Annotated in this window: 23 protein-coding genes and 2 pseudogenes; 19 read left to right on the top strand and 6 right to left on the bottom strand. The window is 37.0% G+C overall.

What is annotated here, in order from left to right; all coding sequences use genetic code 11:
- Positions 1-189 precede the first annotated feature (189 nt).
- The 5 genes from JFU24_RS04635 to JFU24_RS04615 form a co-directional block, all read right to left on the bottom strand.
- Positions 190-357 (bottom strand): hypothetical protein, encoded by a 168-nt coding sequence (locus tag JFU24_RS04635; RefSeq protein ID WP_201249590.1) that lies wholly within the window; start codon positions 355-357, stop codon positions 190-192.
- Between the two features lie 329 nt (positions 358-686).
- Entirely contained in the window at positions 687-2,201 is a 1,515-nt protein-coding gene (locus JFU24_RS04630; protein ID WP_201249589.1) for a tetratricopeptide repeat protein, read from the bottom strand.
- A complete protein-coding gene (locus JFU24_RS04625) occupies positions 2,168-2,377 on the bottom strand; it encodes a hypothetical protein (protein WP_201249588.1) in 210 nt (69 codons plus the stop codon). The genes JFU24_RS04630 and JFU24_RS04625 overlap by 34 nt, the downstream gene beginning before the upstream one ends.
- Positions 2,378-2,553: 176 nt before the next feature.
- Positions 2,554-2,700, bottom strand: a complete 147-nt coding sequence (locus JFU24_RS04620) for a hypothetical protein (RefSeq protein WP_201249587.1) — start codon at positions 2,698-2,700, stop codon at positions 2,554-2,556.
- Between the two features lie 14 nt (positions 2,701-2,714).
- On the bottom strand, positions 2,715-3,275 hold the full coding sequence (locus tag JFU24_RS04615) for a hypothetical protein (protein ID WP_201249586.1): 561 nt from the start codon (positions 3,273-3,275) through the stop codon (positions 2,715-2,717).
- A 575-nt stretch (positions 3,276-3,850) separates the two neighbouring features.
- Between JFU24_RS04615 and JFU24_RS04610 the strand changes: the two genes are divergently transcribed.
- The 19 genes and pseudogenes from JFU24_RS04610 to JFU24_RS04520 all read left to right on the top strand — a co-directional run bounded on the left by JFU24_RS04610 (position 3,851) and on the right by JFU24_RS04520 (position 20,421).
- A complete protein-coding gene (locus JFU24_RS04610) occupies positions 3,851-4,195 on the top strand; it encodes a YolD-like family protein (protein ID WP_201249585.1) in 345 nt (114 codons plus the stop codon).
- Positions 4,196-4,277: 82 nt separating this feature from the next.
- The gene (locus tag JFU24_RS04605) at positions 4,278-4,544 is read left to right on the top strand and encodes a hypothetical protein (RefSeq protein WP_201249584.1); all 267 of its coding nucleotides are present in this window, start codon (positions 4,278-4,280) and stop codon (positions 4,542-4,544) included.
- Positions 4,545-4,673: 129 nt separating this feature from the next.
- Positions 4,674-4,820, top strand: coding sequence for a hypothetical protein (locus JFU24_RS04600; RefSeq protein ID WP_179891087.1), 147 nt, complete (start codon positions 4,674-4,676; stop codon positions 4,818-4,820).
- 429 nt (positions 4,821-5,249) lie between these two features.
- Positions 5,250-5,955: pseudogene (locus JFU24_RS04595) on the top strand (IS6 family transposase).
- A gap of 283 nt (positions 5,956-6,238) precedes the next feature.
- A complete protein-coding gene (locus tag JFU24_RS04590) occupies positions 6,239-7,252 on the top strand; it encodes a LacI family DNA-binding transcriptional regulator (RefSeq protein ID WP_207203197.1) in 1,014 nt (337 codons plus the stop codon).
- Between the two features lie 934 nt (positions 7,253-8,186).
- The gene (locus JFU24_RS04585) at positions 8,187-8,927 is read left to right on the top strand and encodes an MBL fold metallo-hydrolase (RefSeq protein WP_201224793.1); all 741 of its coding nucleotides are present in this window, start codon (positions 8,187-8,189) and stop codon (positions 8,925-8,927) included.
- 435 nt (positions 8,928-9,362) lie between these two features.
- Positions 9,363-10,202, top strand: coding sequence for an SDR family NAD(P)-dependent oxidoreductase (locus tag JFU24_RS04580; RefSeq protein ID WP_201249582.1), 840 nt, complete (start codon positions 9,363-9,365; stop codon positions 10,200-10,202).
- 155 nt (positions 10,203-10,357) lie between these two features.
- Entirely contained in the window at positions 10,358-11,185 is an 828-nt protein-coding gene (locus tag JFU24_RS04575; protein WP_201224791.1) for a BtpA/SgcQ family protein, read from the top strand.
- A 91-nt stretch (positions 11,186-11,276) separates the two neighbouring features.
- Positions 11,277-12,101 (top strand): BtpA/SgcQ family protein, encoded by an 825-nt coding sequence (locus JFU24_RS04570; protein WP_201224790.1) that lies wholly within the window; start codon positions 11,277-11,279, stop codon positions 12,099-12,101.
- 185 nt (positions 12,102-12,286) lie between these two features.
- Entirely contained in the window at positions 12,287-13,243 is a 957-nt protein-coding gene (locus JFU24_RS04565; protein WP_201249581.1) for a nucleoside hydrolase, read from the top strand.
- 122 nt (positions 13,244-13,365) lie between these two features.
- Complete coding sequence (locus JFU24_RS04560; RefSeq protein ID WP_201249580.1) at positions 13,366-13,563, top strand: hypothetical protein; 198 nt, start codon at positions 13,366-13,368, stop codon at positions 13,561-13,563.
- Positions 13,560-14,159 carry an ECF transporter S component gene (locus JFU24_RS04555; RefSeq protein WP_201224787.1) on the top strand — a complete coding sequence of 200 codons (600 nt, stop codon included), beginning with the start codon at positions 13,560-13,562 and terminating at the stop codon, positions 14,157-14,159. Before JFU24_RS04560 ends, JFU24_RS04555 begins: the two co-directional genes overlap by 4 nt.
- Before the next feature lie 121 nt (positions 14,160-14,280).
- Positions 14,281-15,030 (top strand): energy-coupling factor transporter transmembrane component T, encoded by a 750-nt coding sequence (locus tag JFU24_RS04550; RefSeq protein ID WP_201224786.1) that lies wholly within the window; start codon positions 14,281-14,283, stop codon positions 15,028-15,030.
- Entirely contained in the window at positions 15,027-15,890 is an 864-nt protein-coding gene (locus JFU24_RS04545; protein WP_201249579.1) for an energy-coupling factor ABC transporter ATP-binding protein, read from the top strand. Before JFU24_RS04550 ends, JFU24_RS04545 begins: the two co-directional genes overlap by 4 nt.
- Positions 15,887-16,693 (top strand): energy-coupling factor ABC transporter ATP-binding protein, encoded by an 807-nt coding sequence (locus JFU24_RS04540; protein ID WP_201249578.1) that lies wholly within the window; start codon positions 15,887-15,889, stop codon positions 16,691-16,693. Before JFU24_RS04545 ends, JFU24_RS04540 begins: the two co-directional genes overlap by 4 nt.
- 88 nt (positions 16,694-16,781) lie before the next feature.
- On the top strand, positions 16,782-17,405 hold the full coding sequence (locus JFU24_RS04535; protein WP_201249577.1) for an aspartate/glutamate racemase family protein: 624 nt from the start codon (positions 16,782-16,784) through the stop codon (positions 17,403-17,405).
- Between the two features lie 104 nt (positions 17,406-17,509).
- Positions 17,510-18,433 carry an NAD(P)-dependent oxidoreductase gene (locus tag JFU24_RS04530; protein ID WP_201249576.1) on the top strand — a complete coding sequence of 308 codons (924 nt, stop codon included), beginning with the start codon at positions 17,510-17,512 and terminating at the stop codon, positions 18,431-18,433.
- A 149-nt stretch (positions 18,434-18,582) separates the two neighbouring features.
- A complete protein-coding gene (otnK, locus tag JFU24_RS30990) occupies positions 18,583-19,818 on the top strand; it encodes a 3-oxo-tetronate kinase (RefSeq protein ID WP_201224782.1) in 1,236 nt (411 codons plus the stop codon).
- Positions 19,819-19,836: 18 nt separating this feature from the next.
- Positions 19,837-20,421 (top strand): class II aldolase/adducin family protein, encoded by a 585-nt coding sequence (locus JFU24_RS04520; protein WP_201249575.1) that lies wholly within the window; start codon positions 19,837-19,839, stop codon positions 20,419-20,421.
- A 293-nt stretch (positions 20,422-20,714) separates the two neighbouring features.
- On the opposite strand, the pseudogene JFU24_RS30080 reads toward JFU24_RS04520, so the two are convergent.
- A pseudogene (locus JFU24_RS30080) lies at positions 20,715-21,088 on the bottom strand (transposase); the annotation flags it as partial.
- Positions 21,089-21,136: the final 48 nt, after the last annotated feature.

The raw sequence follows: 21,136 nt of genomic DNA, 5'->3' as shown, positions 1-21,136 counted from the left end.
CGCAAATTACCTCCTAAAGTGACATATGAAATCAATCACTAAATGATTCTAGTAAATGAGCCTAAAAGAGCCCCTCTCTATATGAGAAGGGCTTTTATCCGATATCCAAAGTGGTCACATATGATTGGTTCCCATTTTTAAAATTAGCCATTCGTTGAACAGTGACAAGTTAGCTCACTTCTAGTAAGTCTATTCATCATTCGCTTCGTTCGCGATTGCGATTTGCTTTAAGTATCCTTTTGGAATGGACTGCGTCAAACGGAAATGCTTTGTAAACGACTGATCCTTTGTCGTAGTGATTTCAAGGAGCAGCTCATCGCGTGAGCTAAGTTTATACCGGCTCGTGAATGAAGACATCGACAGATTGTCCTCTTTTAAGAGCTAAGGGGAACACAGCTTCTTCAAAGGAAATCGTCGCTACGCTGTCAAAGCAGTAAAAATGTAAATTTGTCATGATTGACATTTTCGGCTTACTGATTTTATCCCGTTCGTAAAAGTAGACAATTACGAACGGTTCTATTTTTTACAAAACAGCCAGATTCATCGTTCGTTATAGTGAAGAAATTGTTTACGAACGTTCACAAACTTACATATACTTTTGCGAACGTCCGAACGGAACAACAAGTCCAACCCAAACCCTCCTACACCCAAGATGGACAATAAAAGTGGGCTGGCTATTGACAAAATTACTTATTATCCTTTTCTTCCTTTACTCTTAGAAATTCGTAGTAAACTAATTTATCCTGATCTTTTATCCTAATCTGTATTTTAGAATACTCCTCTATATACCCAATTGCTATTCCCTTATTTTTAAAACCTTTTTCATCTTGTGCAATACTTGGATACGCATAATCCATTTCATAATAATTTAGAGACAGGTAGCGATTATTTATTTCCCCTTCAAGTTTATACTTCCTAAAATTGGTCCAACTAATTATTACAATGTTTTCTCGAATTTCGATCTCAGACTCATATTTGGCATCCATTCTCCATTTCCCAATTAGAATCGATGGTTCTTTATCCGATGTTAATTCAAATTCAGCTGATGCTAATTTCCTTTGAAACATCCGTTCATCTTGAGCTTCTTTAAGTTTTTTCTGTTCTTCTTCTGTTTCTCTTTTTACTTCTTCCTGTAGAGTTACAAGAGCTTGTCCGACTAATTCATGAACTTGAACGTCTTTTTGCGAGTTAGCCTCTTCTAGGATGCTCCTTGCTTCTCCTTCAAAGCCAGCTGCTATATATACTTGCGCCAAGTTTGAAGCAGCTAATGTGTTATCTAGCTCAAAAGCTCGTTTGTAACTTTTTATTTTGCTAAAATTTAATTTTAATCTCCCATAAGCAACTCCTAAGTTGTTTAATGCACCTTTATGAGTTGGATCAATATTCACTACGCTTTTATAATGTAATAGTGCTAAATTAGCTTGCTTATTCTCTGAATAAGCATAGGCTACATCAAATAGTATATTTATATCATTTGGTTTAATTTCTAAAGCTTTTTCTAACGCAGAGATTTCAGAATCCAGGTTATTATCCATATTATATTGTTCTGCTAGTTTCTTTAGATACTCAAATCTTTCTTCTAGATTATTTGTAGAGTTTAATGCTGATATTAGCAATCTATAAGCCTCTTTTTTATTACCAGACATAAAATTAGAATGAGCTAATCCTCTTACTATAGCTCCGTTTATGGCAGTACTATTTTCATGGTTTTTTAACCCTTTTTCATAATATAATATGGCAATATCATAATTATGAGTTTTTTGATAAGCATTTGCAATTATGGACATTACAACACCAAACACCTCAGTGCCTTGAGCCTTGTTTTCAATAGTTTCAAAATTACGGGTTGAGTCTTCTCCTATTCGATAAAGTAAACTGTAATATATCGCTTCGTTCTTGATTTTATCACTACTAATTGTCACTTCGTTTTGTAATTCCTCAAAAGCAATTTTCATTCTGTCTTTATCCTTGTCAACCCAACTTCGAACGAGCTTGTCTATGCTACTATTTTCTACCTCTTCTTCAACTTTATCCTCTATTATTTCACTTTTATGTTCATTATCTTCATTATCTTCTTTGTCCACCTGGTTAGTCTGTAATTCTTCTTTGATCTCCCTCAGTAAAGTTTTGTCTCGGCTTGTACCATTAACTTTAGCTATTTCATCATTTAACCTTTGCATTTCTTCTTTGTTTTTTTCCACTCTTTTTTGATATAGTTAACTAGGGCATAGCTTCCGTAAAATATTAGGAGAACTATCCCAATCCAAAAGGTAGTTAACTTATGTAGGTAGTACCATTCATCTTTTAATTTAATATTTGCTTCAATACCAATAACTATCGTCATAAAAGAAGCGATTGCGGAAAAAACCCATTTCATTTATTGACTTCTCCTTTACTATAAATTGAATTTACTTTATTTTTCACCAAAATAAAGAGGGATTGGATCACATAGGAAGAAACAAAAGCTTTGTTTTACCATCATAAAACTATTTCCCCAAAAGCTACCACGCCTGTAAATCCGCATTTTCCTGATGCTACCCCATAAGAGATTCATTAAGGTGTATCAACTAATTTATCTACTAAATTTCCATTTTCATCAAAAATGTAAAGGGATGGAGGCCAAGTTGTCCAATCTTCGGTCACGGGAATTAAAAATACTGCACAGATAAGGATTAACGATAACCTTGATAAAATTTTCATTTACATCCCCCTATTTAATAAAAATCTTTTATTTTATATTTCTTTTCCACGTTTTCTAGGTATTGAGTGGTATTCTTGTTAAATTCTTTTATCATTTTGTTACAATACTCCAACTCATCAATAAGAGGTTTAAATTTTTTAAGATTGCTAGGTTCCTCCATGAGCACATCATATCCAACAATGACCGAGTTAATGGAACTTGTGATTGTGAAGTACCTGCTTGTAAAGTCATAAGGAATATTTGCTCTCTCTTTTTCTAAAAATGTATGACTTTCTTCGAAAAAACCTTTGCTATCTGTAAGAAGTACTAAAAGTTCTTCACCTATTTCTTCGCCTTCGAGCCTTCTTCTTAAGACTTCCACTGTTATATCTTCCGCATTAGATAGTTGAATTAACCGAGCATTAATCACTTTCATTGTGCCGTAGCAACGAAAATTAAATTCCTTGTTTTTTTGCCAGTTGTTGTAAATCAATATTCCTACTGCTACCGAACCTGATATAAATGAACCGATTAATGAACCATAAAAACTGGCTGGCAACCCTGAACTTTGAACTGCTGCTCCGATTAAGAACATATCTTCCCCCCGAAATTAGCTTTTTTTCTTCTTATTATCGCATGTAAAAAAATTAATGGAAATGAATACAAATAAAAGAACTCCCGGAAGGGAGCTTTCTAATACCAAAACAAAATCCAATCTTTCCTAATCCACGTTTTCCTTCCATCTCTAAACCTTACTATGTAATATTGATCATTTCCGATACCAACGATTATTCCTACTGTGAAACTGTTCCACCTGTTCTTAGCCTTGCCAACATAAATTTTCATATTTAACATTTAAATTCCCCCTCTTACTTAATGAAGTGGAGTATATTCTATTAAATTAAACTCCCCTTACTTATTCAGGTGGAATTTATTCTATTAAACTAAAACGTTTCTAGGGTCTAGCCCATAAAATTTTTAATTATGAACAAAAAAAGAACCCCTTTCTATTAAAGGAGTCCTTTTTCATTTTTAATTATAATAAACGGTTCCAGAATTAAGGCTTATTGATGCACCGTTCGTATTCGCATCTCTGGAACAGGCATTTTTTTCTAGCTTACGCAAGAACACTAGTTCGTATATAATAAATAAAAAGGAGGGATCTTTCTAATGGGTACAATTCGTGATAGAGGAATCATTAAATGGAAAGCAGCATTGATGTTACCAGAACATAAAGCATTAAATAAAAAAAAGGTTGAGGACGATTATTTCTTAAATAAAAAACCTGTCCTAGATGAATACCAGGTTGAAGAATTTGAAAACAACATTCATTATGCGATGGAATATCATTTACCGATTATATTTAGATTGCATAACGAGGGAAATCCAATTGAACTGCATGGATACTGTGTGTATATTGATCCTGTCACGAAAGAGTTAAGTATTCAGAAGAAAGATAGTTCCTTCGAGAAAATTAAATTTAATGAAATTATTAGTGTGATCGTTGAGGATTAAAAAAGGCACTTCTTAAAATTCAGGAGGGCTTTGCAGTTTTTGAAGAATAAACAAAAAGGCACAGAGATTTAGGAGTATACAAATGGAGATTCAGATTGAGGTTCAATTGTTTGCGAACGGTGCTAAGTTCTTACAGTCTGGTAGTTGTTCAGTAATAACAACTGACTTTAGAAAAGAACCGGAATGGACTGCTGCTCTATCAGCTTATGAGTGGATACAAAAGATAAATAACACCGTTCGCTATCCAGACGACTTTCAAATTGTTAGAGTTGTTTACAACAGAGAAAATGATATTACAGATTTAGTAAGAAAAGTAAGCCCTATAATAAAAGATGATTTACCTTTTTAAAAATAATCAACTAAAAATATAATTTAGGGATCTCTTTAGAGGTTCTTTTTTTGTATCTTATACAATGTTCAAATTGTTTTCGGATAGCTTATGGTAAAATATAGAAAAATATTAAATAGGGGGATGTAAATGAAAATTTTACTAAGGTTATCTATAGTTTTAATATTTTCATTGTTTTTGATTCCTGCAAGTGAAGATTGGACAACTGGGAAACCCTTTCTTGTGATTTATGATGAAAACGGAAATGTAGTGGATAAATTAGTAGATACACCTTAATGAATCTCTTATGAGGTTCTTTTTTTATTTTAGTAGCCGTTAAGTATCAAAGGACATTTTCAAAGTTTGGGAAAGTGTCTTTTTTATTTACACTTTTTTAATTGTGTTATTGCGTTATTGTGGTTTTGTGTTATGAAATCATTAAATGACTCTAGTGTGTATTTTTACTTCTTCAACTAATGGGGCAGGTTACTTGAAGAAGAGCTATGTTAAAAGTTCAACTGATTTTACTGATTTATGGTAACGTTAAATTAATGAATTTTATTAGGGGAGCTAAAATTATGGGTATTATAGTTTCAATCTTTTACGGCTTTGTTGGTTTAGTTATTCTATTTTTGGTTCTGGTGCAAAAATTTCAAGACAATTGCCAGTAATCTATAAATCTTGGACATACTGATACTATTACTCTAAAAAAGGGGTGTAATTGGTATGGAAAAGGAAAATTTATTCAAATGGAAACATTATCAGCCTGGCATTATTTTGTTAACAGTGAGATGGTATCTACGGTACAACTTAAGTTTTCGTGATTTGGTGGAAATGATGGAGGAGCGTGGCTTATCCATGGCTCATACAACGATTATGCGTTGGGTTCATCAAAATGGACCTGAATTAGATGAAAGAGTAAGGCGTTATCTTAAGCCAACAAATGATTCCTGGAGAGTCGATGAAACGTATATCAAAGTAGGGTCAATGGATGTACTTATATCGTGCAGTCGATTCAGAAGGGAGTACCATTGATTTTTATCTAAGTGAATCAAGAGATAAACAAGCAGCCAAGCGCTTTTTCAAGAAAGCCTTGGCTACTTCTCATGTTTGTAAACCACGTGTCATAACAGTAGACAAAAACCCAGCCTATCCCGTAGCGATTCAAGAGTTAAAAGAAGAGAAACATATGCCTGAAGGCATACAAATAAGACAAGTGAAATATCTCAATAATATGGTAGAATAGGATCATCGTTTTATAAAGAAGCGAGTTCGTTCGATGTTAGGATTAAAATCATTTCGTACAGCTACTTACATATTAAGTAGTATAGAAGCGATGCATATGAATAAAAAGAAGGAGGTTCATCCAGGGGTGAAGTCTGCCCAAAACCAAAAAGAATTCATCCATAAATTATTTGGATTAGCTTCATAAGTTAGCCATTCGAAGGAAATTGATATTCTATGTTTCTAGCGAGTAGTTTTTGCACCAGAACCCGTTATTGTGTATTTGTAAGGGGGAGAGCTTGTGTCCGGGCGCCAATACAGGTAAAGCCTGTTCAAAGGCGTTCAAATGGGAAGACAAGTGTGCCCAAATCCATAAAATGCTCTAAGGGGCCTTAGATGATATTGGATAGGTATGGGAGGAAATCGACTAATTTTGTAGAATTATAACAATAGAAAAAATGAGGAAACGTTTCCAAAAGGATGTGATCATGATGGCAACTATAAAGGATGTCGCTAGGGAAGCTAAAGTTTCAATTTCTACTGTATCGAGAGTACTAAATATGAGTGGGTATACTAGTGAAAAAACGAAAGAAAAAGTTCTTAATGCAGTTAAAAAACTTGATTATAAAGGGAGTCTAGTTGCTGCTGCAATGATCAAGAAACAAACATTAACCCTTGGTTTAATCATACCCGATATTAAAAATATTTTTCATTCGGATCTGACTAGAGCAGTAGAAGATGGAGCAAATAGTCATGGGTTTAACATTTTTTTATGTAATACTGATAACAATTTACAAAAAGAAGCAGAGTATATACACCTATTGATTGCAAAGGGAGTCGATGGGATTATTTTTTCATCTCCAGAAGTTAAGGATAAAAATATAAAAGAAGTGAAGGAAAAATTTCCCCAGCTTCCTATTGTTATTTTAGGAAGCAAATTCCACACCTTAACTGTTAATGAAATATTAGTTGATAATTTTGATGGTGGATATAATGCGACGAGACACCTTCTGGAATTAGGGCATAAGGATATTGCATTTATTTCTGGGGGAATTGATTCTTATTCATCAATTCAAAGGCATAAAGGATACAAATTTGCATTGAATGAAAGTGGAATTCCTATAAATGACGATTTTGTTATTTTTGACAGGTTTTATATTGAAAGTGGGTACAAAAATGCATTGAAATTGTTACAAAAAAGCAAAAGACCTACAGCAATATTTGCTGGAAGCGACAGTATTGCTGTGGGGATCTATAAAGCTGCAAGGAAGCTTAATATTAAAATTCCCGAACAATTGTCAATTGTTGGTTTTGATGATTCTCAATATGCAGAAATTTTGTCTCCTATGTTGACAACTATTCACATACCTATTAAAGAAATGGGACAAAGGGCAATAGAAATCATTGTTAAATCAATTAAGGAAAAGCAAATATTTAAAGAAACGCTTGTACTTTATCCAACTTTTATCGAAAGAGAGTCAACTATGGCGGTTCATAGTAAGTAATGAGTTAAAGAATCTGAACATAGATGCTTCAGAATAATTTTTCATAGAATTGATTTGGAGTTTCTATAAATATATTTATGTGAATTTTCAAAAAATTCTTGTAAATGATTTGCTACGTATGTATAATTTGGTTTAGATAATGGAAACGTTTCCACTTAGTTTAATAATCTTACCCACGTATTTGCTTAATTTTTTTATGAAAGCCAATTACAATGTGAAATATTAAACCAAATGAAGAATCACGGCATATGTGCAGTTGGCCAGTCGTTGGAAGAAGCCTATAATGTAAAATTGATTTGGAATTTCTATAAATATATTTTGAGAATTTTCAAAAAACCTTGAATATAATTAGCTAAGTATGAATAATTTGTTGTAAATATGGAAACGTTTCCAGTAGTTTTAATAATCTTAACCATGTATTTGCTTAAGAAGCCTATAATGTAACAGACCTTCATGAAGCTACAGCAAAACAGTATTTCATTGTTTCTCGATTAAATGTAAATGCAAATCGGGAAACAATGAAAAATTGATTGGAGGTGAGTTGCATTTTTTGTTCAGGATTTAAAGTAACAAAACCTCGTACTCTCCATTTAGTTTGAAGATGGATCTTTAAAATTGATTAATCAGCTAAAACTCCCATTTTATGAAGAAATATGGGGGACATGCCCTATCCGTCATTTGGAAGGCTTTTGAACAAGGAAAGTAAATTCATGACTATATATGTGAAACTAGGCCATATTTGCAGGTAGCTAGAATTACCGCATTAGAACAAAAAGTTTGGTATTCCTCATACTTTAATTACGGATGGCATGTCAGGTTTTTTCATGAACAAAGGGTGTCATTTAAAAGTTGTTTTCTGAAAATTCATATAATTACAACATTTATGAAATAAGAATAGGGTAAAAATTTAGTACTAAGGTGAAAGGGGATAGTAATGTTTGACTACAACATATTTATCCAAGGATTTCCCGGAAAGTCTTCAACCCATGGAGGGCTTGGATGGAGTACGGTTACCTTGTTGTCCCAAAATGACCAGAATATTATTATTGATGTCGGCAGTTTTGGTGTCAGGCCACTTTTATTAAGGAGGCTACGTGACAAAGGTTTATCTCCAAATGATATATCAATGGTTTTATTGACCCATACACATTGGGACCATTGTGTAAATTGGACTTTGTTTCCTAACGCGACCATTGTAGTGGGTCGAGTGGATATGAATTGGGCATTAAATGAACCACCTGGGGGATGGCATGTACCTGAACTGTATATTAAGGAATTAAATTGTTCCTCACAAATAAGGTTAGTCGACAATCTCGAAGAAGTTGTTCCTGGTATTGTTGCTCATCAAACTAAAGGACATACACCAGGTCACATGGCATACAGTGTAGACAATGGTGATTATGATTTGTTATTTAGTGGGGATGCAGCTAAAAATATGGCTGAACTTTTATCATGCAATGTAGACATGACGTTAAATTTATTAGAAAGTCAAAGTTCAATTGATTATTTATGGAGTTTATGGAAAAGAAAGACAGGTAGTATTTTGGTGCCTGGACACGATATACCTATGAAACTTGTTAACGGGAAGCCAATGTATCTCAATAAAAGGGAAGCCGATTTACAATATTGGTTTTCTGATACGTTGGATGATTATACCACTATAACATTGGAGTAGGGATTAGAATTCACTATATATGGCAAATGGTAATAACTGGTTATTTTAAGATATAAGGAGCTGGTGAAACATTGGATATTTAAAGATATTAAGGGAGGTGATTCAAATGGTGTTTAATTCAATTCAAAGAACAGGATCGAAAGGTTTTTGATGAAAGTCGACTTTTCTTGTAACCAATTGAAGAAGCATATCGACCAGAAATGAATTGATTAAGCCTTGTATTAAAGGGGAATGAAAAACCTAGAAAATTTAATTTCCTATATTCTCTAATCAAGGTAATGAAAAGGCTTACATACTAGAATCTCATAAGTTAGCAGATTAGCGTTTTTATTAGAGTGAAAGTGGAAGAAATCATGGTGAAACAAGTAAGTCGTTTGTCAACCGAACTTTGCCCAAACACATTAATAACTGAAATTAGATGGGGTGTGAATAAAATTGAGTAATAGACTAAAGCAGCGTGTTATCGTGACCGGTGGTTCAAAGGGACTCGGCCGAGGTATCGCCCTAACTTTCGCTGAGATTGGTGCGTCGGTAGTCATCGCTGATGTTGACGCTGACGCGGGTGAGCGATGTGTGCAGGAGATCGTCGATTCGGGGGGGGAAGGCCTATTCGTATATACGGATGTCTCGTCAAGCGACGATGTGAAAAGACTCTTTGAGGAAGCCCACCATTTCCAAGGCGGTATAGATGTGCTCGTTAACAATGCAGGCATTGGTCACGGCCCACTCTCGGAAAGACACTTTCTAAAAACAGACTACGGTATGTGGGAGAACCTAATGAATATACACATTAATGGTCTTTACCACTGTAGCCAAATGGCGGCAAAAGTCATGGTTCACCAAGGTGAAGGCGGGGTCATTATCAATATGAGTTCTGGAGGAGCTACACGCGCACATCGAAATCGTGTCGCTTACGACGCGACGAAAGGTGCGATCGAGGCTGCTACCCGAGCAATGGCACTTGATCTGGCTCCATGGAAAATCCGGGTTAATGCCGTGATGCCGGGTGCCATCTGGGTTGAAAACCGAACCGCTGTAGGGGAAGAGTCCTCGCCCGACCATCTCATTCCACTTGGTAGGCTCGGAATGCCTCAAGACGTTGGTCAGGGTGTTCGTTTCCTGGCGTCACCGGAAGCTTCTTACATCACAGGCCATGTCCTAGCCATCGATGGTGGACTCACAGCGCAGCTTCGGGCGCCAAGTATGGATGCGGATGTTGCACTGCCTATCGACGAGATCGAATTAGGTGTGGCTTCAACTGGCATCAAAGAATAAATGCGTGCCCGTATGAAACTCAACATGCATCAGTAGAAGATTCATAGGAATGTGCAAATGATTGGGATATTGGGATCTCAATCAGTATGACCAGAAGTCAACCATGATAAATACATGAAAAAATATAAGATAAAAATAATAAGGAGGAATTTGTTATGAGAACGTCATTTACTAATATTTTCGGTGTAGAAAAACCAGTATTGGGAATGGTTCATTTAGGACCTCTACCTGGATCACCACTATACGATGGAAAAATCGATCAAGTTTTAGAAGCCGCGATCCGCGATGCGAAAAGTCTGGAAAAGGGCGGAGCCAGTTCCGTTATGGTAGAAAATTTCAACGATTATCCGTTTTACCCTGAAACGGAGGAACCTGAAACAGTGGCAGCGATGACAATGATTGCCCACGAAATTCGTCGCGAAGTGAAACTTCCAATGGGTATTAATATACTAAGAAACTCTTGGAAATCTGCGCTAGCGGTCGCTGGAACAGTCGGAGCAGATTTTATCAGACTCAATGTCCTAACCGATGCGTACGTGACCGACCAAGGTCTTATCAATGGTACAGCCCACTTAGTAGCGAGATATCGCAAATATCTTGGTTTGGAGAATAAAGTCAAGATTTTCGCTGACATTCAGACAAAACATGCGGCTCCTTTGGCGGCTCGACCTATAGATGTCTTGGCTCGGGATACGGCCTATCGTGGGATGGCGGACGCAATTATTCTTGCGGGTGAGGAATCGGCACAACCACCTTCAGTTGAGAATTTAGAGGCGGTAAGGCGTGCAGTCCCTGATGTTCCTATCATTATCGGCAGTGGAATGAAAGTCGAGACCGCGAATCTTCTCAAATATGCAGATGGTGCGGTCTTTGGATATGGCGCCAAGATTGACGATATCATGACGAACCCGGTTGACGAGGAGAAAACACGTCGCTTTTGCGAGGGTGTAGAAAGGGAAAGAATATCTCTATTGATTAAGTAGTAAGAATATACTCGTAATTTAAACATTACCATAGTATCGAATGCCTCGGGTCTCATTTATCAAATTTAAAAATAATAAGGAGGAGTTTGTTATGAAAACTTCATTTACTAATATTTTCGGAGTAGAAAAACCAGTATTGGGTATGGTTCATTTAGGACCATTACCTGGATCACCCCTTTACGATGGAAAGATCGATCAAGTTTTAGAAGCTGCGATCCGCGATGCGAAAAGTCTGGAAAAGGGCGGAGCCAGTTCCGTTATGGTAGAAAATTTCAACGATTATCCGTTTTACCCTGAAACGGAGGAACCTGAAACAGTGGCAGCGATGACAATGATTGCCCACGAAATTCGTCGCGAAGTGAAACTTCCAATGGGTATTAATATACTAAGAAACTCTTGGAAATCTGCGCTAGCGGTCGCTGGAACAGTCGGAGCAGATTTTATCAGACTCAATGTCCTAACCGATGCGTACGTGACCGACCAAGGTCTTATCAATGGTACAGCCCACTTAGTAGCGAGATATCGCAAATATCTTGGTTTGGAGAATAAAGTCAAGATTTTCGCTGACATTCAGACAAAACATGCGGCTCCTTTGGCGGCTCGACCTATAGATGTCTTGGCTCGGGATACGGCCTATCGTGGGATGGCGGACGCAATTATTCTTGCCGGTGAGGAATCGGCACAACCTCCTTCGGTTGAGAATTTAAAGGCGGTAAGGCGTGCAGTCCCTGATGTTCCTATCATTATCGGTAGTGGAATGAAAGTCGAGACTGCGAATCTTCTCAAATATGCGGATGGTGCGGTCTTTGGATATGGCGCCAAGATTGACGATATCATGACGAACCCGGTTGACGAGGAGAAAACACGTCGCTTTTGCGAGGGTGTAGACAGAGAAAGAAACCCTCAATTGGTATAGTAGCACGAATGTACTCGCAATTTTAATAGAATCAGAGTATCGAAGGCTTTTGGGGGGCCAAGTAGGCCCCTTTTATATACCGAAACCTCATTCAAATGAGGGGTTGGTGCTAATGCATCTCACGATATTTTTTCTATAAAAGGCGTTGTAAATTTAAATTTAAGATACAAGGAGGATTAGAAATTATGGTGGAACGAGTAATTATCGACACTGATCCGGGTGTCGACGACCTTGCGGCAATCTATCTTGCGCTCGCGTCCCCTGAGCTCCAAGTTGAAGCTTTGACGACAGTATATGGGAATATCGAGGTTGAAACCTCGACACGCAACGCACTGTCATTACTTGAACTAGCCGGTAGAACAGATATTCCTGTTTACCGGGGAGCTGGCAAACCCATCTTACGTCAACCGTACTTTGCCAAGCACATTCACGGAAACAATGGTTTCGGTGGCGTCGAGGCCCCCAACCCCACCGTATCAGAGGCCAAGGGGTATGCCGCGATGGAGATCGTGAGGCGCTGTAACGAGGCCCCGAACGAAATTACCATTATAGCATTAGGTCCTGTAACCAACGTGGCACTCGCCCTCTCCATCGACCCCGGTCTCGCACATAAGGTGAAAAAAATCATCGTCATGGGCGGCGCAGTCCGTGTTGCCGGAAACATATCCCCTGTGGCGTCCTTTAATCTAGCTAGTGATCCGGAGGCTGCACGAGTGATGTACGAGTCGGGTGCGCCAATCGTTCAGGTGGGTCTCGATGTATGTACAAAGGTGCGGATATCACAAGAAAATCTTGATCGCATTAGGGTATCGGGTACTCGTCCCGGAGCTTTTCTCCTAGAGGCGACCGAATTCCGTCGTAAGGCATACATCGTCTCGCTGCAAACCCCAGAAACAGAGACAGGCGTCTATTACAACGACGTGCCAGCCGTGGCCTATGCGCTGTGGCCCGAACTCTTTGAGGTGCAGCAAGCCTTTGTTTCGATTGAGACGACGGGGGAGCTGACAGCTGGTCAGACCATCGCAGAGTTTACGGGGCAGTGGGGTAATCCAGAACCCAATACCTCGATCCTCATGGGAGTTGACGGGGAGAGAGTGGCAAAACGGTTTGCCGATTGTATTTCTACCTTAGAAGCACAATAGGTCATGTCTTTTAAATACAGGAGATGATTCTAGAACAATTAAAGAAGCGAGTAGGAATATACTATTTTTATTCATCTTTTTTTATTTTTTAGATATTTAGTCCGCAAATGAGTGGCATTAGGTTGTCACTAATTAAAAGTGCCACTATTATCACGATGGACGATAACGTAGGTACTATCCAGGGCAGTGTATTGGTGGAAGATGGAGTCATAAAAGAAGTTATCCCACATTACCCTGAGAGTGAACCACCAATTCGAAATTCGCAAGCAACTGGGGGCAAAATCTCTGTAAAACCATGTAAAAAGGAGGAAGATGTATGAAAAGGATAAAAAAAGATTTTACACTTATTGCAATTTTGCTCATTCCTATTGGTGTAGCCGTCAATGTAGTTGCTGGAGAACTGGTCGAATTGTTAAAGATACCTCTCTTCTTAAATCAAATTGGTACGATGATTGTCGCGATGGTAGCTGGCCCATGGGTTGGAGCGATAACAGGAGGGGTCTCAAAACTAATTTTTGGGATATTTAACCCTACTCAATTGGCGTTTATGCCGGTTTCCATGGCTTCAGGAGTTGTAGTAGGTCTCCTAGCTAAGAAGGGAATGACAACAAAAGCTTGGAAGGTTGCGGTTACTGGTTTTATTGTGGCACTTGTTGCGATACTAATCGCGACTCCGACAACAGTTATTGTATTTGGAGGAGCATCCGGAACTGGATCAGATCTCCTTACTGCCATTGTTTTAACTTCAGGAAAAGAAATATGGACAGCCGTCTTTACTCAAAAGATATTTGTCGAAAGTATCGATAAAATACTTTCTATATTTGTTGCCTATATGCTTGTTCGGAAGATGTCAGATCAATACCTTTCTAAACAAAACTATGGACACCTATATATTAAAAATAAGAAGGCATCTTAAAAGAATATAGTAATACGTCAAAGAGTGAAACTGTTTGCCACTCATTAACGGAGTTCACCCAATTTTTTAGCCTTGGTGGTGCGAAAAAAATGAACCTTTAAATGAAAGGGGAGATACACATTTGGAAAAGCTAAGAACCTTTATTCTAAATCTATACCCAACAACGAAATTTTTTATCGCACTATTTTTGATGATAACACCGTTACTTTTACCAGGATATTTATATTCATATTTGGTCCCCGTGTTGTGCTTATTCATCGCTATGATAGCTGGAAAAACAAAGCTATTTGTAGACATCGTCTTTAAGGGTTTGCTTTCTATCGTTTTCATGATTTTTCTTTTGCAAGCATTCTTCTATCCGGGAGATACAATATTATGGTCATGGAATATATTCTCAATTAAACAAGAAGGAATTGATTTTAGTTTACAATTAACATCCAAAATTTTAGCGATAGGATCATCAGTTGTTTTATTTTTCCAGATCACAAAAATAAATGATTTAACGCGGTCTTTAGAAATATTAGGGATTTCTCCAAAAGCTACCTATGTGCTTTCATCCGCACTTAATATTATTCCGGAGATGAGACAACATTTGTTAAGAATTATGGATGCACAAAGAACTCGCGGTGTGGAAACGGAAGGAAATTTTAGAATACGAATGAAAGCATTTATACCAGCATTAACCCCTTTGATTTTATCGTCATTTTCAAGCACAGATGAGAAAGCTATCACTTTAGAATCAAGGGCTTTTACAGCCCGGACCAAAAAGACAAGTTTACATCAATTGGAAAAGACTAAGAGTGACACATTAACTATTGCCATACTATTGTTTCTATTAGTTTACATCTTGATCTGGAGGTTTTTCTTATGAGTGGAATACAGATAAGAAATCTATCATACAAGTACCCTACTAATAGTGATGAGGTTTTGCATAATATTAATCTTGAAATTGAGAGCGGAAAGCTTTATGCCGTAATTGGTGTCAATGGCGGAGGAAAGACCACACTTTGTAATGTCATTCGAGGATTTATTCCACACTTTTTTAAGGGAGATATTAGTGGTGAAGTGCTGATAGACGGAAAGGATGTTCGTGATTGGGATACAAGTGATCTTGCGCAAAAGGTGGGTTTCGTCTTCCAAAATCCTTTTACTCAAATCAGTGGAGTGAAAGAAACCGTTTTTGATGAGATTGCTTTTGGCCTTGAGAATTTAGGGGTTGAAGTAAGTATTATTAAGGAGAAAGTTCAAGACATAATAATGTTGTTTGGCATAGAGTATATACAACACAAAAATCCGAATGAACTCTCAGGCGGACAAAAACAAAGAGTGGCTCTAGCATCTATTATGGTTATGGAGCCGGAGATTCTAATTTTTGATGAACCGACATCACAATTGGATCCGCAGGGTACGGAGGAAATATTTAAGGCAATAGATATTATGAAGAAAAAAGGGAAAACAATTATTTTAGTAGAGCATAAAATAGAATTAATTGCTGAGTATGCAGACTATGTTATCGTTCTTCAGGATGGACGGATTAAGAAACAAGGAAGAACGGAAGATGTACTATCTGACGAAGATACACAGTACTATGGCGTAGGATTAACTCAGTTTACACTATTAGATTTACAAATGCGGCAACACAATATGAATACCGAAAGAATTCCCATTACTGAAAGTGACTCCATTAAAGTGATGAAAGAATGGATGGCATTACAAGGGGTGAAATCATGAGCTTTTTAACGTTAAATGACGTTACCTATTGTTATCCCAATGGTTTTACGGCTGTTGAAAATGTAAGCATGTCTTTCGAAAAGGGTGAATCGGTAGCCATAATTGGACAAAATGGTGCCGGGAAAACAACAACAGTGAAAATGATGAATGGATTATTAAAGCCGACACAAGGTGATGTCATTATTGGAGGCTTAAATACAAAAGAATATACAACGGCTCAGATAGCTAAAAAGGTAGGATATGTATTTCAAAACCCTGATGATCAAATTTTTCATGAAAATGTAAAAAGCGAAATAAGGTTTGGTCCTAAAAACCTTGGATTTTCGGAGGAGAAGATTGAAGAAAACGTAATGAAGGCAGCAGAATTAACGGGAATTGTGCCTTTTTTAGATATACATCCGTATAATTTGCCTTATTCCCTGAAAAAATTTGTAACAATTGCCTCGGTGATTGCAATGGATACAGAGACGATTATCTTAGATGAGCCAACAGCTGGTCAAGACTCTCTTGCAATTAAAAGATTAGGTTCTATTATTAATTCATTAGTTCAAGAAGGGAAAACCATTATTACCATTACACATGATATGGAATTTGTCGTTGAAAATTTTGACCGTGTCATAGTAATGGCAAATAAGAGAGTAGTCGCGGATAGTAATAAGCAAGAAATATTCTGGGATCTAGACATCTTGGAAGAAGCAATGCTAAAACAGCCCCATATCAGTCGATTAAGCCATACACTAAATTTTAAAGAAAAAATATTAAATATTGATCAAATGATAGATACTCTAAAAAACATCAGATGAATTAAACTCTATTACTACTAAAATATGAGGAGAATAGATATGAAAATTGGTATTATTCATGCAACCTGTAATGCTGTACCACCATTAAATGCAGGCATTCAAAAAGCTAGCCCCGGAAGTAACTGTATTAAATTTTGTTGATGAAAATATTCAGTACTATGCAAACCAAATTAATGGGATCGATGATAAATCATATCGAGATTTTATAGATATTACAGTTAAAGCACAGGACGCAGGTGTTGATGCAATCATTGTAGCATGCACCGTGCTGACACCTATTGTAGATTCTGTGAAGCCATTTATCAAAGTACCGATCTTTGCGGTTGATCGTCCGATGTTAGAAAAGGCAGTCAATCATTATAAAAAAATAGGCGTTGTTGCAACGACTGCACCATCTGGACCAGCAACAAAAGCCCAATTGGAGAGGATAGCCAAAGTGTTGGGTAAAGAAGTTGAAGTAGATACACAAATTAATACGCAGGCTATGACTGAATTGAAAGCCGGAAATGAGGAAGAACATAATCGTCTTAATTGTCTTGCTGCAGCGGAATTGAAAGAAAGAGGATGTGAAGTGATCGTTCTTGCACAGATCACACAGGCATCTGCAGAAAAGGAAACCAATATCTTAGGACTACCAGTGTTGTCTAGTCCGAAAGAAGCAGTAAAAGCGGTAATCAGTGCATTAGAAAGCGCAAAAGTAAATAATTGGTAGTGGTAATTAATGATAAGTTATTCAAAAGTTAGAAATAGTCAACTACTATACGAATTTCGATTAAGAGCCTTGAAATAATTTAAAAACAAAAGGAGTGTTTTTCAATGAAAGTAAGTTATATTGGATTAGGCGTAATGGGCATGGGTATGGCATTAAATCTTGCAAACAGTGAAAAAGAAGGTGAGATTGATTATCTAGTATGTGACGCAAATCCAAATGCATTGGAGCAATTCAATGAAAAAGGGATTAAAACCACAACGAATATTACAGATACAGTAGATAGTGATTTTATATTTCTATGTTTACCAGACTTAGAGATTGTAAAAGAAGTTGTATTTGGCGAGAACGGTCTATTAAAGCATATGAAACCAGGTCAGAAGATTGTTGACTTTAGCACAATTAGTTATTTAGGTGCAATCGAAATTGCAGAAACCTGTAGAACGAATGGAATTGAGTATCTGGATTGTCCTATTTCTGGTCAACATGCAAAAAGTATGGAAGGAACACTTAGTATCATGTGTGGTGGGAATGAAGAAATATTTAATACAATTAAGCCTATGCTCGATAGAATGGGGACACAGGTACTCTACATGGGAGAGAACGGGGCTGGACAGCTTACGAAGATGATTAATAACTGCGCGTTAAATATTTGTTGTGCAAGCTTTAGTGAACTATTGCCAGTTGGTGTTAAACTTGGTTTAGATCCCGAAAAGCTCAGTGACGTATTAATGACAGCTACAGGGTCCAGTTTTGCTTCAAAAACATTGCTTCCTAAGGTTTTAGAAGGGAATTTTGAACATGGATTTTCACTTGAAAGAGCATATAAAGATATGCAAAGTATGTATGAAGTATTAGTGAAATACCAGATTCCGCTTCCAACATTAAACGGGACAATGCAAACCTATCAATTAGCATTAAATAATGGTCAAGGTGATTACTACAAACATGCAATGATTTGCTACTATGAAGATTTGTTAGGTGTAAAGGTTCGTAAAAAAACTTTGAAGAAAGGTCAATCGATTAAATAACACTAAAAATTATTACCGCATAAGAATGAATTATAATTTTCGTATATGTAAATTGTTATTATCTTCTTTTTATATTGAAGATGTAAAGTTGACAAGAGTTTCTTAGATTGTCAGAATGCATCATTATAACATAACAGGGGGTGAATCTAGTGCGCTTTGGTTGTATTGCAGATGATTTTACCGGTGGTAGTGATATCGCTTCTTTTTTTGTGAAAGGTGGACTTAGTACTATTTTATACAATGGAGTACCTAAAGTTGATGAGGCTCCACAGGCAGAGGTATGTGTAATTGCCTTAAAAACCCGTACTCAGGATCCAAAAGACGCTGTCAAAGATTCCCTCGAGGCAATAAGGTGGTTAAAAGAGCAAGGTGCACAACAGTTTTACGTAAAATATTGCTCAACATTTGATTCTACACCTAAGGGTAATATTGGACCAATTTGTGATGCTGTAATGGAAGAGCTAGATGTTCCCTATACTATTCTTTGTCCTGCGCTTCCGGTAAATGGGCGTAGTGTTAAGGAAGGATGTTTATATGTAAATGGAGTACCATTGCATGAGAGCCCAATGAAGGATCATCCGCTTACACCAATGTGGGATTGTGATCTAGTCCGTTTAATGAATGCACAAAGCAAATTCCCCAGTGTGAAAATTTCAGACTCTTTCTACAAGGAAGAAGTAGATGAATTTATTGAAAGAATAACAATAAAAAGTAAGCATTCACAATTTTATATAGTACCTGACTATGAGAAGGATGTAGATGCGGAAAATTTGGTACAGTTATTTGGAGATCTTAAACTTATTACTGGCGGTAGTGGTCTAGCATACCCATTGGCAAAAATGTATAAGAAAAATGATGAAGCAGATAGATTTGAACGTTCTGAGTCACCTGCGTTAATATTATCAGGAAGTTGCAGTGAAGCGACTCGAAACCAGATTTTAGAATATCAAAAATCTGGTGGTAAAATTTATTTTATGGATCCAATGAAATTGATATCAAGCGAAGAATCGGTAGAGAAGATCTGGAATGTGATTTCTCAAAACAAAGAAGAATCTATACTAGTATATAGCAGTGACACACCCAATAATGTAAAACGAATTCAGGAAAAAGGTAAAGAAGAATTTGCTGAAAAATTAGAAAATGCAACTGCAGATTTAGCAGAACTTGCTGTTCAAGCTGGGTTTCAAAGAATAATTGTTGCTGGCGGAGAAACGAGTGGAGCAGTAGCAAAAAGGCTCGGGTACACTGGATACCATATTGGAAAGAGTATTGTACCTGGAGTACCCATTTTGATACCTACAGAAGATAATCGAATTCGAATGGTGTTTAAAAGTGGAAACTTTGGAAAATCCGATTTTTTTCTTCGCGCTTTATCCTTAACATAATAGAGAGAAGTGGTAAGTATGGATAAAACATTAGATAAAAAGCTTGATAATGCTATTTGGGTTGCCCATAGTCTCTTTCAACGTGGTAAAGCTAGTGGAAGCGTTGCTAATTTAAGCTTTGTACATGAAGGTAAAATTTATATTACTGCTACTGGAACATGCTTTGGAACTCTGAAACCAGGTGAGTTTGCTGTTATGGACATTGATGGAAATCAATATAATGAATTAAAACCAAGTAAGGAATGGCCGTTACATTTATCAGTATTCAAAGCAAAACCAGATACAGGTGCAGTTCTTCATGTTCACAGTACTTATAGTGTGCTCTGGAGTTGTGTACCTGGGCTAAATGAATCAGATTGTATGCCGGATCATACTCCATATCTGAAAATGAAATTGGGAACTGTTGGCTTAATTCCTTATGAAAAACCAGGAAGTCAAGAACTGTTTAACGTATTTGAAAAACGAGTAAAGGCTAATAATGGCTGGCTTTTGAGCCATCATGGCCCGGTTGTACCAGGAAAAGATGTCATGGAAGCATTTTTTGCATTAGAAGAATTAGAGGAAAGTGCGCAGATTGCATGGGAGTTACGAAAAAGACTATAGCTCGTATTATGACTTAAGTTTCGCACCCTGAAATACAGTGGGAATCAAGTATAAAATATACTTGATTCCCCTTGTCCCTATTATGTTTTATGTCATTCCACTTTGATTAATTAAGAAACATTATCCCATCCAAATAGCTGATTTCCTAAAAAAGACGCCTCAAATTCTTTTACACTTCAATATGTGACCCATATGGCAAGAGTAGGAATGCTTGGGTACAGTGGCTTTATGTCTTTAGGTGCTCGGTCTTTGAGATTTTCGTGGAGTAAAAGTTGGTTCAGGACCAAGGACTAGTCTTGAATAAACCCACCATCCCACTTCTTTTCTAGTTCTTGAATGCTTAAATAGAGGACTTTAAACAGGGTATTTTCATTTGGAAATGCTCCTTTTTTGTAACCTTCCGAAATCTAGAATGGATACTTTCTACTTTGTGGTATACATGACTTTACGAATAGCACTTCCATAATCAAATAGTTGTTCCACATGTCTGAAGTTTCGAACCCATACATCCACAGGTCCTGGATAGGAAGACCATTGTTTTTGAAAGGCTTCGAAGGCACTATGACAATCCTTAAGGCATGGTGCTCCATACACCTTCTGAAGCTGTAAAGGCTTTATACTCTTTAGTAGGAACATACTTGATGGAAATGCGAATCAAATGGACCATTTACTTTCTACTTGTTTATAAGGATATCTGATCATTCGTAGCTAAGAA

The organism is Peribacillus sp. TH27 (genome assembly GCF_016650915.1).
Taxonomy (GTDB): Bacteria; Bacillota; Bacilli; order Bacillales; family DSM-1321; genus Peribacillus; species Peribacillus butanolivorans.
Note: the sequence above shows the minus strand (reverse complement) of the source record. Positions and strands in the feature narration are given on the sequence as shown.

Excerpts from the sequence above, each read along its gene's own strand:
- JFU24_RS04635 (WP_201249590.1), bottom strand. The coding sequence starts at position 357 with ATGTCTTCATTCACGAGCCGGTATAAACTTAGCTCACGCGATGAGCTG.
- JFU24_RS04625 (WP_201249588.1), bottom strand. The coding sequence starts at position 2,377 with ATGAAATGGGTTTTTTCCGCAATCGCTTCTTTTATGACGATAGTTATT.
- JFU24_RS04620 (WP_201249587.1), bottom strand. The coding sequence starts at position 2,700 with ATGAAAATTTTATCAAGGTTATCGTTAATCCTTATCTGTGCAGTATTT.
- JFU24_RS04615 (WP_201249586.1), bottom strand. The coding sequence starts at position 3,275 with ATGTTCTTAATCGGAGCAGCAGTTCAAAGTTCAGGGTTGCCAGCCAGT.
- JFU24_RS04610 (WP_201249585.1), top strand. The coding sequence starts at position 3,851 with ATGGGTACAATTCGTGATAGAGGAATCATTAAATGGAAAGCAGCATTG.
- JFU24_RS04605 (WP_201249584.1), top strand. The coding sequence starts at position 4,278 with ATGGAGATTCAGATTGAGGTTCAATTGTTTGCGAACGGTGCTAAGTTC.
- JFU24_RS04600 (WP_179891087.1), top strand. The coding sequence starts at position 4,674 with ATGAAAATTTTACTAAGGTTATCTATAGTTTTAATATTTTCATTGTTT.
- JFU24_RS04590 (WP_207203197.1), top strand. The coding sequence starts at position 6,239 with ATGGCAACTATAAAGGATGTCGCTAGGGAAGCTAAAGTTTCAATTTCT.
- JFU24_RS04585 (WP_201224793.1), top strand. The coding sequence starts at position 8,187 with ATGTTTGACTACAACATATTTATCCAAGGATTTCCCGGAAAGTCTTCA.
- JFU24_RS04575 (WP_201224791.1), top strand. The coding sequence starts at position 10,358 with ATGAGAACGTCATTTACTAATATTTTCGGTGTAGAAAAACCAGTATTG.
- JFU24_RS04570 (WP_201224790.1), top strand. The coding sequence starts at position 11,277 with ATGAAAACTTCATTTACTAATATTTTCGGAGTAGAAAAACCAGTATTG.
- JFU24_RS04565 (WP_201249581.1), top strand. The coding sequence starts at position 12,287 with ATGGTGGAACGAGTAATTATCGACACTGATCCGGGTGTCGACGACCTT.
- JFU24_RS04555 (WP_201224787.1), top strand. The coding sequence starts at position 13,560 with ATGAAAAGGATAAAAAAAGATTTTACACTTATTGCAATTTTGCTCATT.
- JFU24_RS04545 (WP_201249579.1), top strand. The coding sequence starts at position 15,027 with ATGAGTGGAATACAGATAAGAAATCTATCATACAAGTACCCTACTAAT.
- JFU24_RS04540 (WP_201249578.1), top strand. The coding sequence starts at position 15,887 with ATGAGCTTTTTAACGTTAAATGACGTTACCTATTGTTATCCCAATGGT.
- JFU24_RS04535 (WP_201249577.1), top strand. The coding sequence starts at position 16,782 with ATGCAGGCATTCAAAAAGCTAGCCCCGGAAGTAACTGTATTAAATTTT.
- JFU24_RS04530 (WP_201249576.1), top strand. The coding sequence starts at position 17,510 with ATGAAAGTAAGTTATATTGGATTAGGCGTAATGGGCATGGGTATGGCA.
- JFU24_RS04520 (WP_201249575.1), top strand. The coding sequence starts at position 19,837 with ATGGATAAAACATTAGATAAAAAGCTTGATAATGCTATTTGGGTTGCC.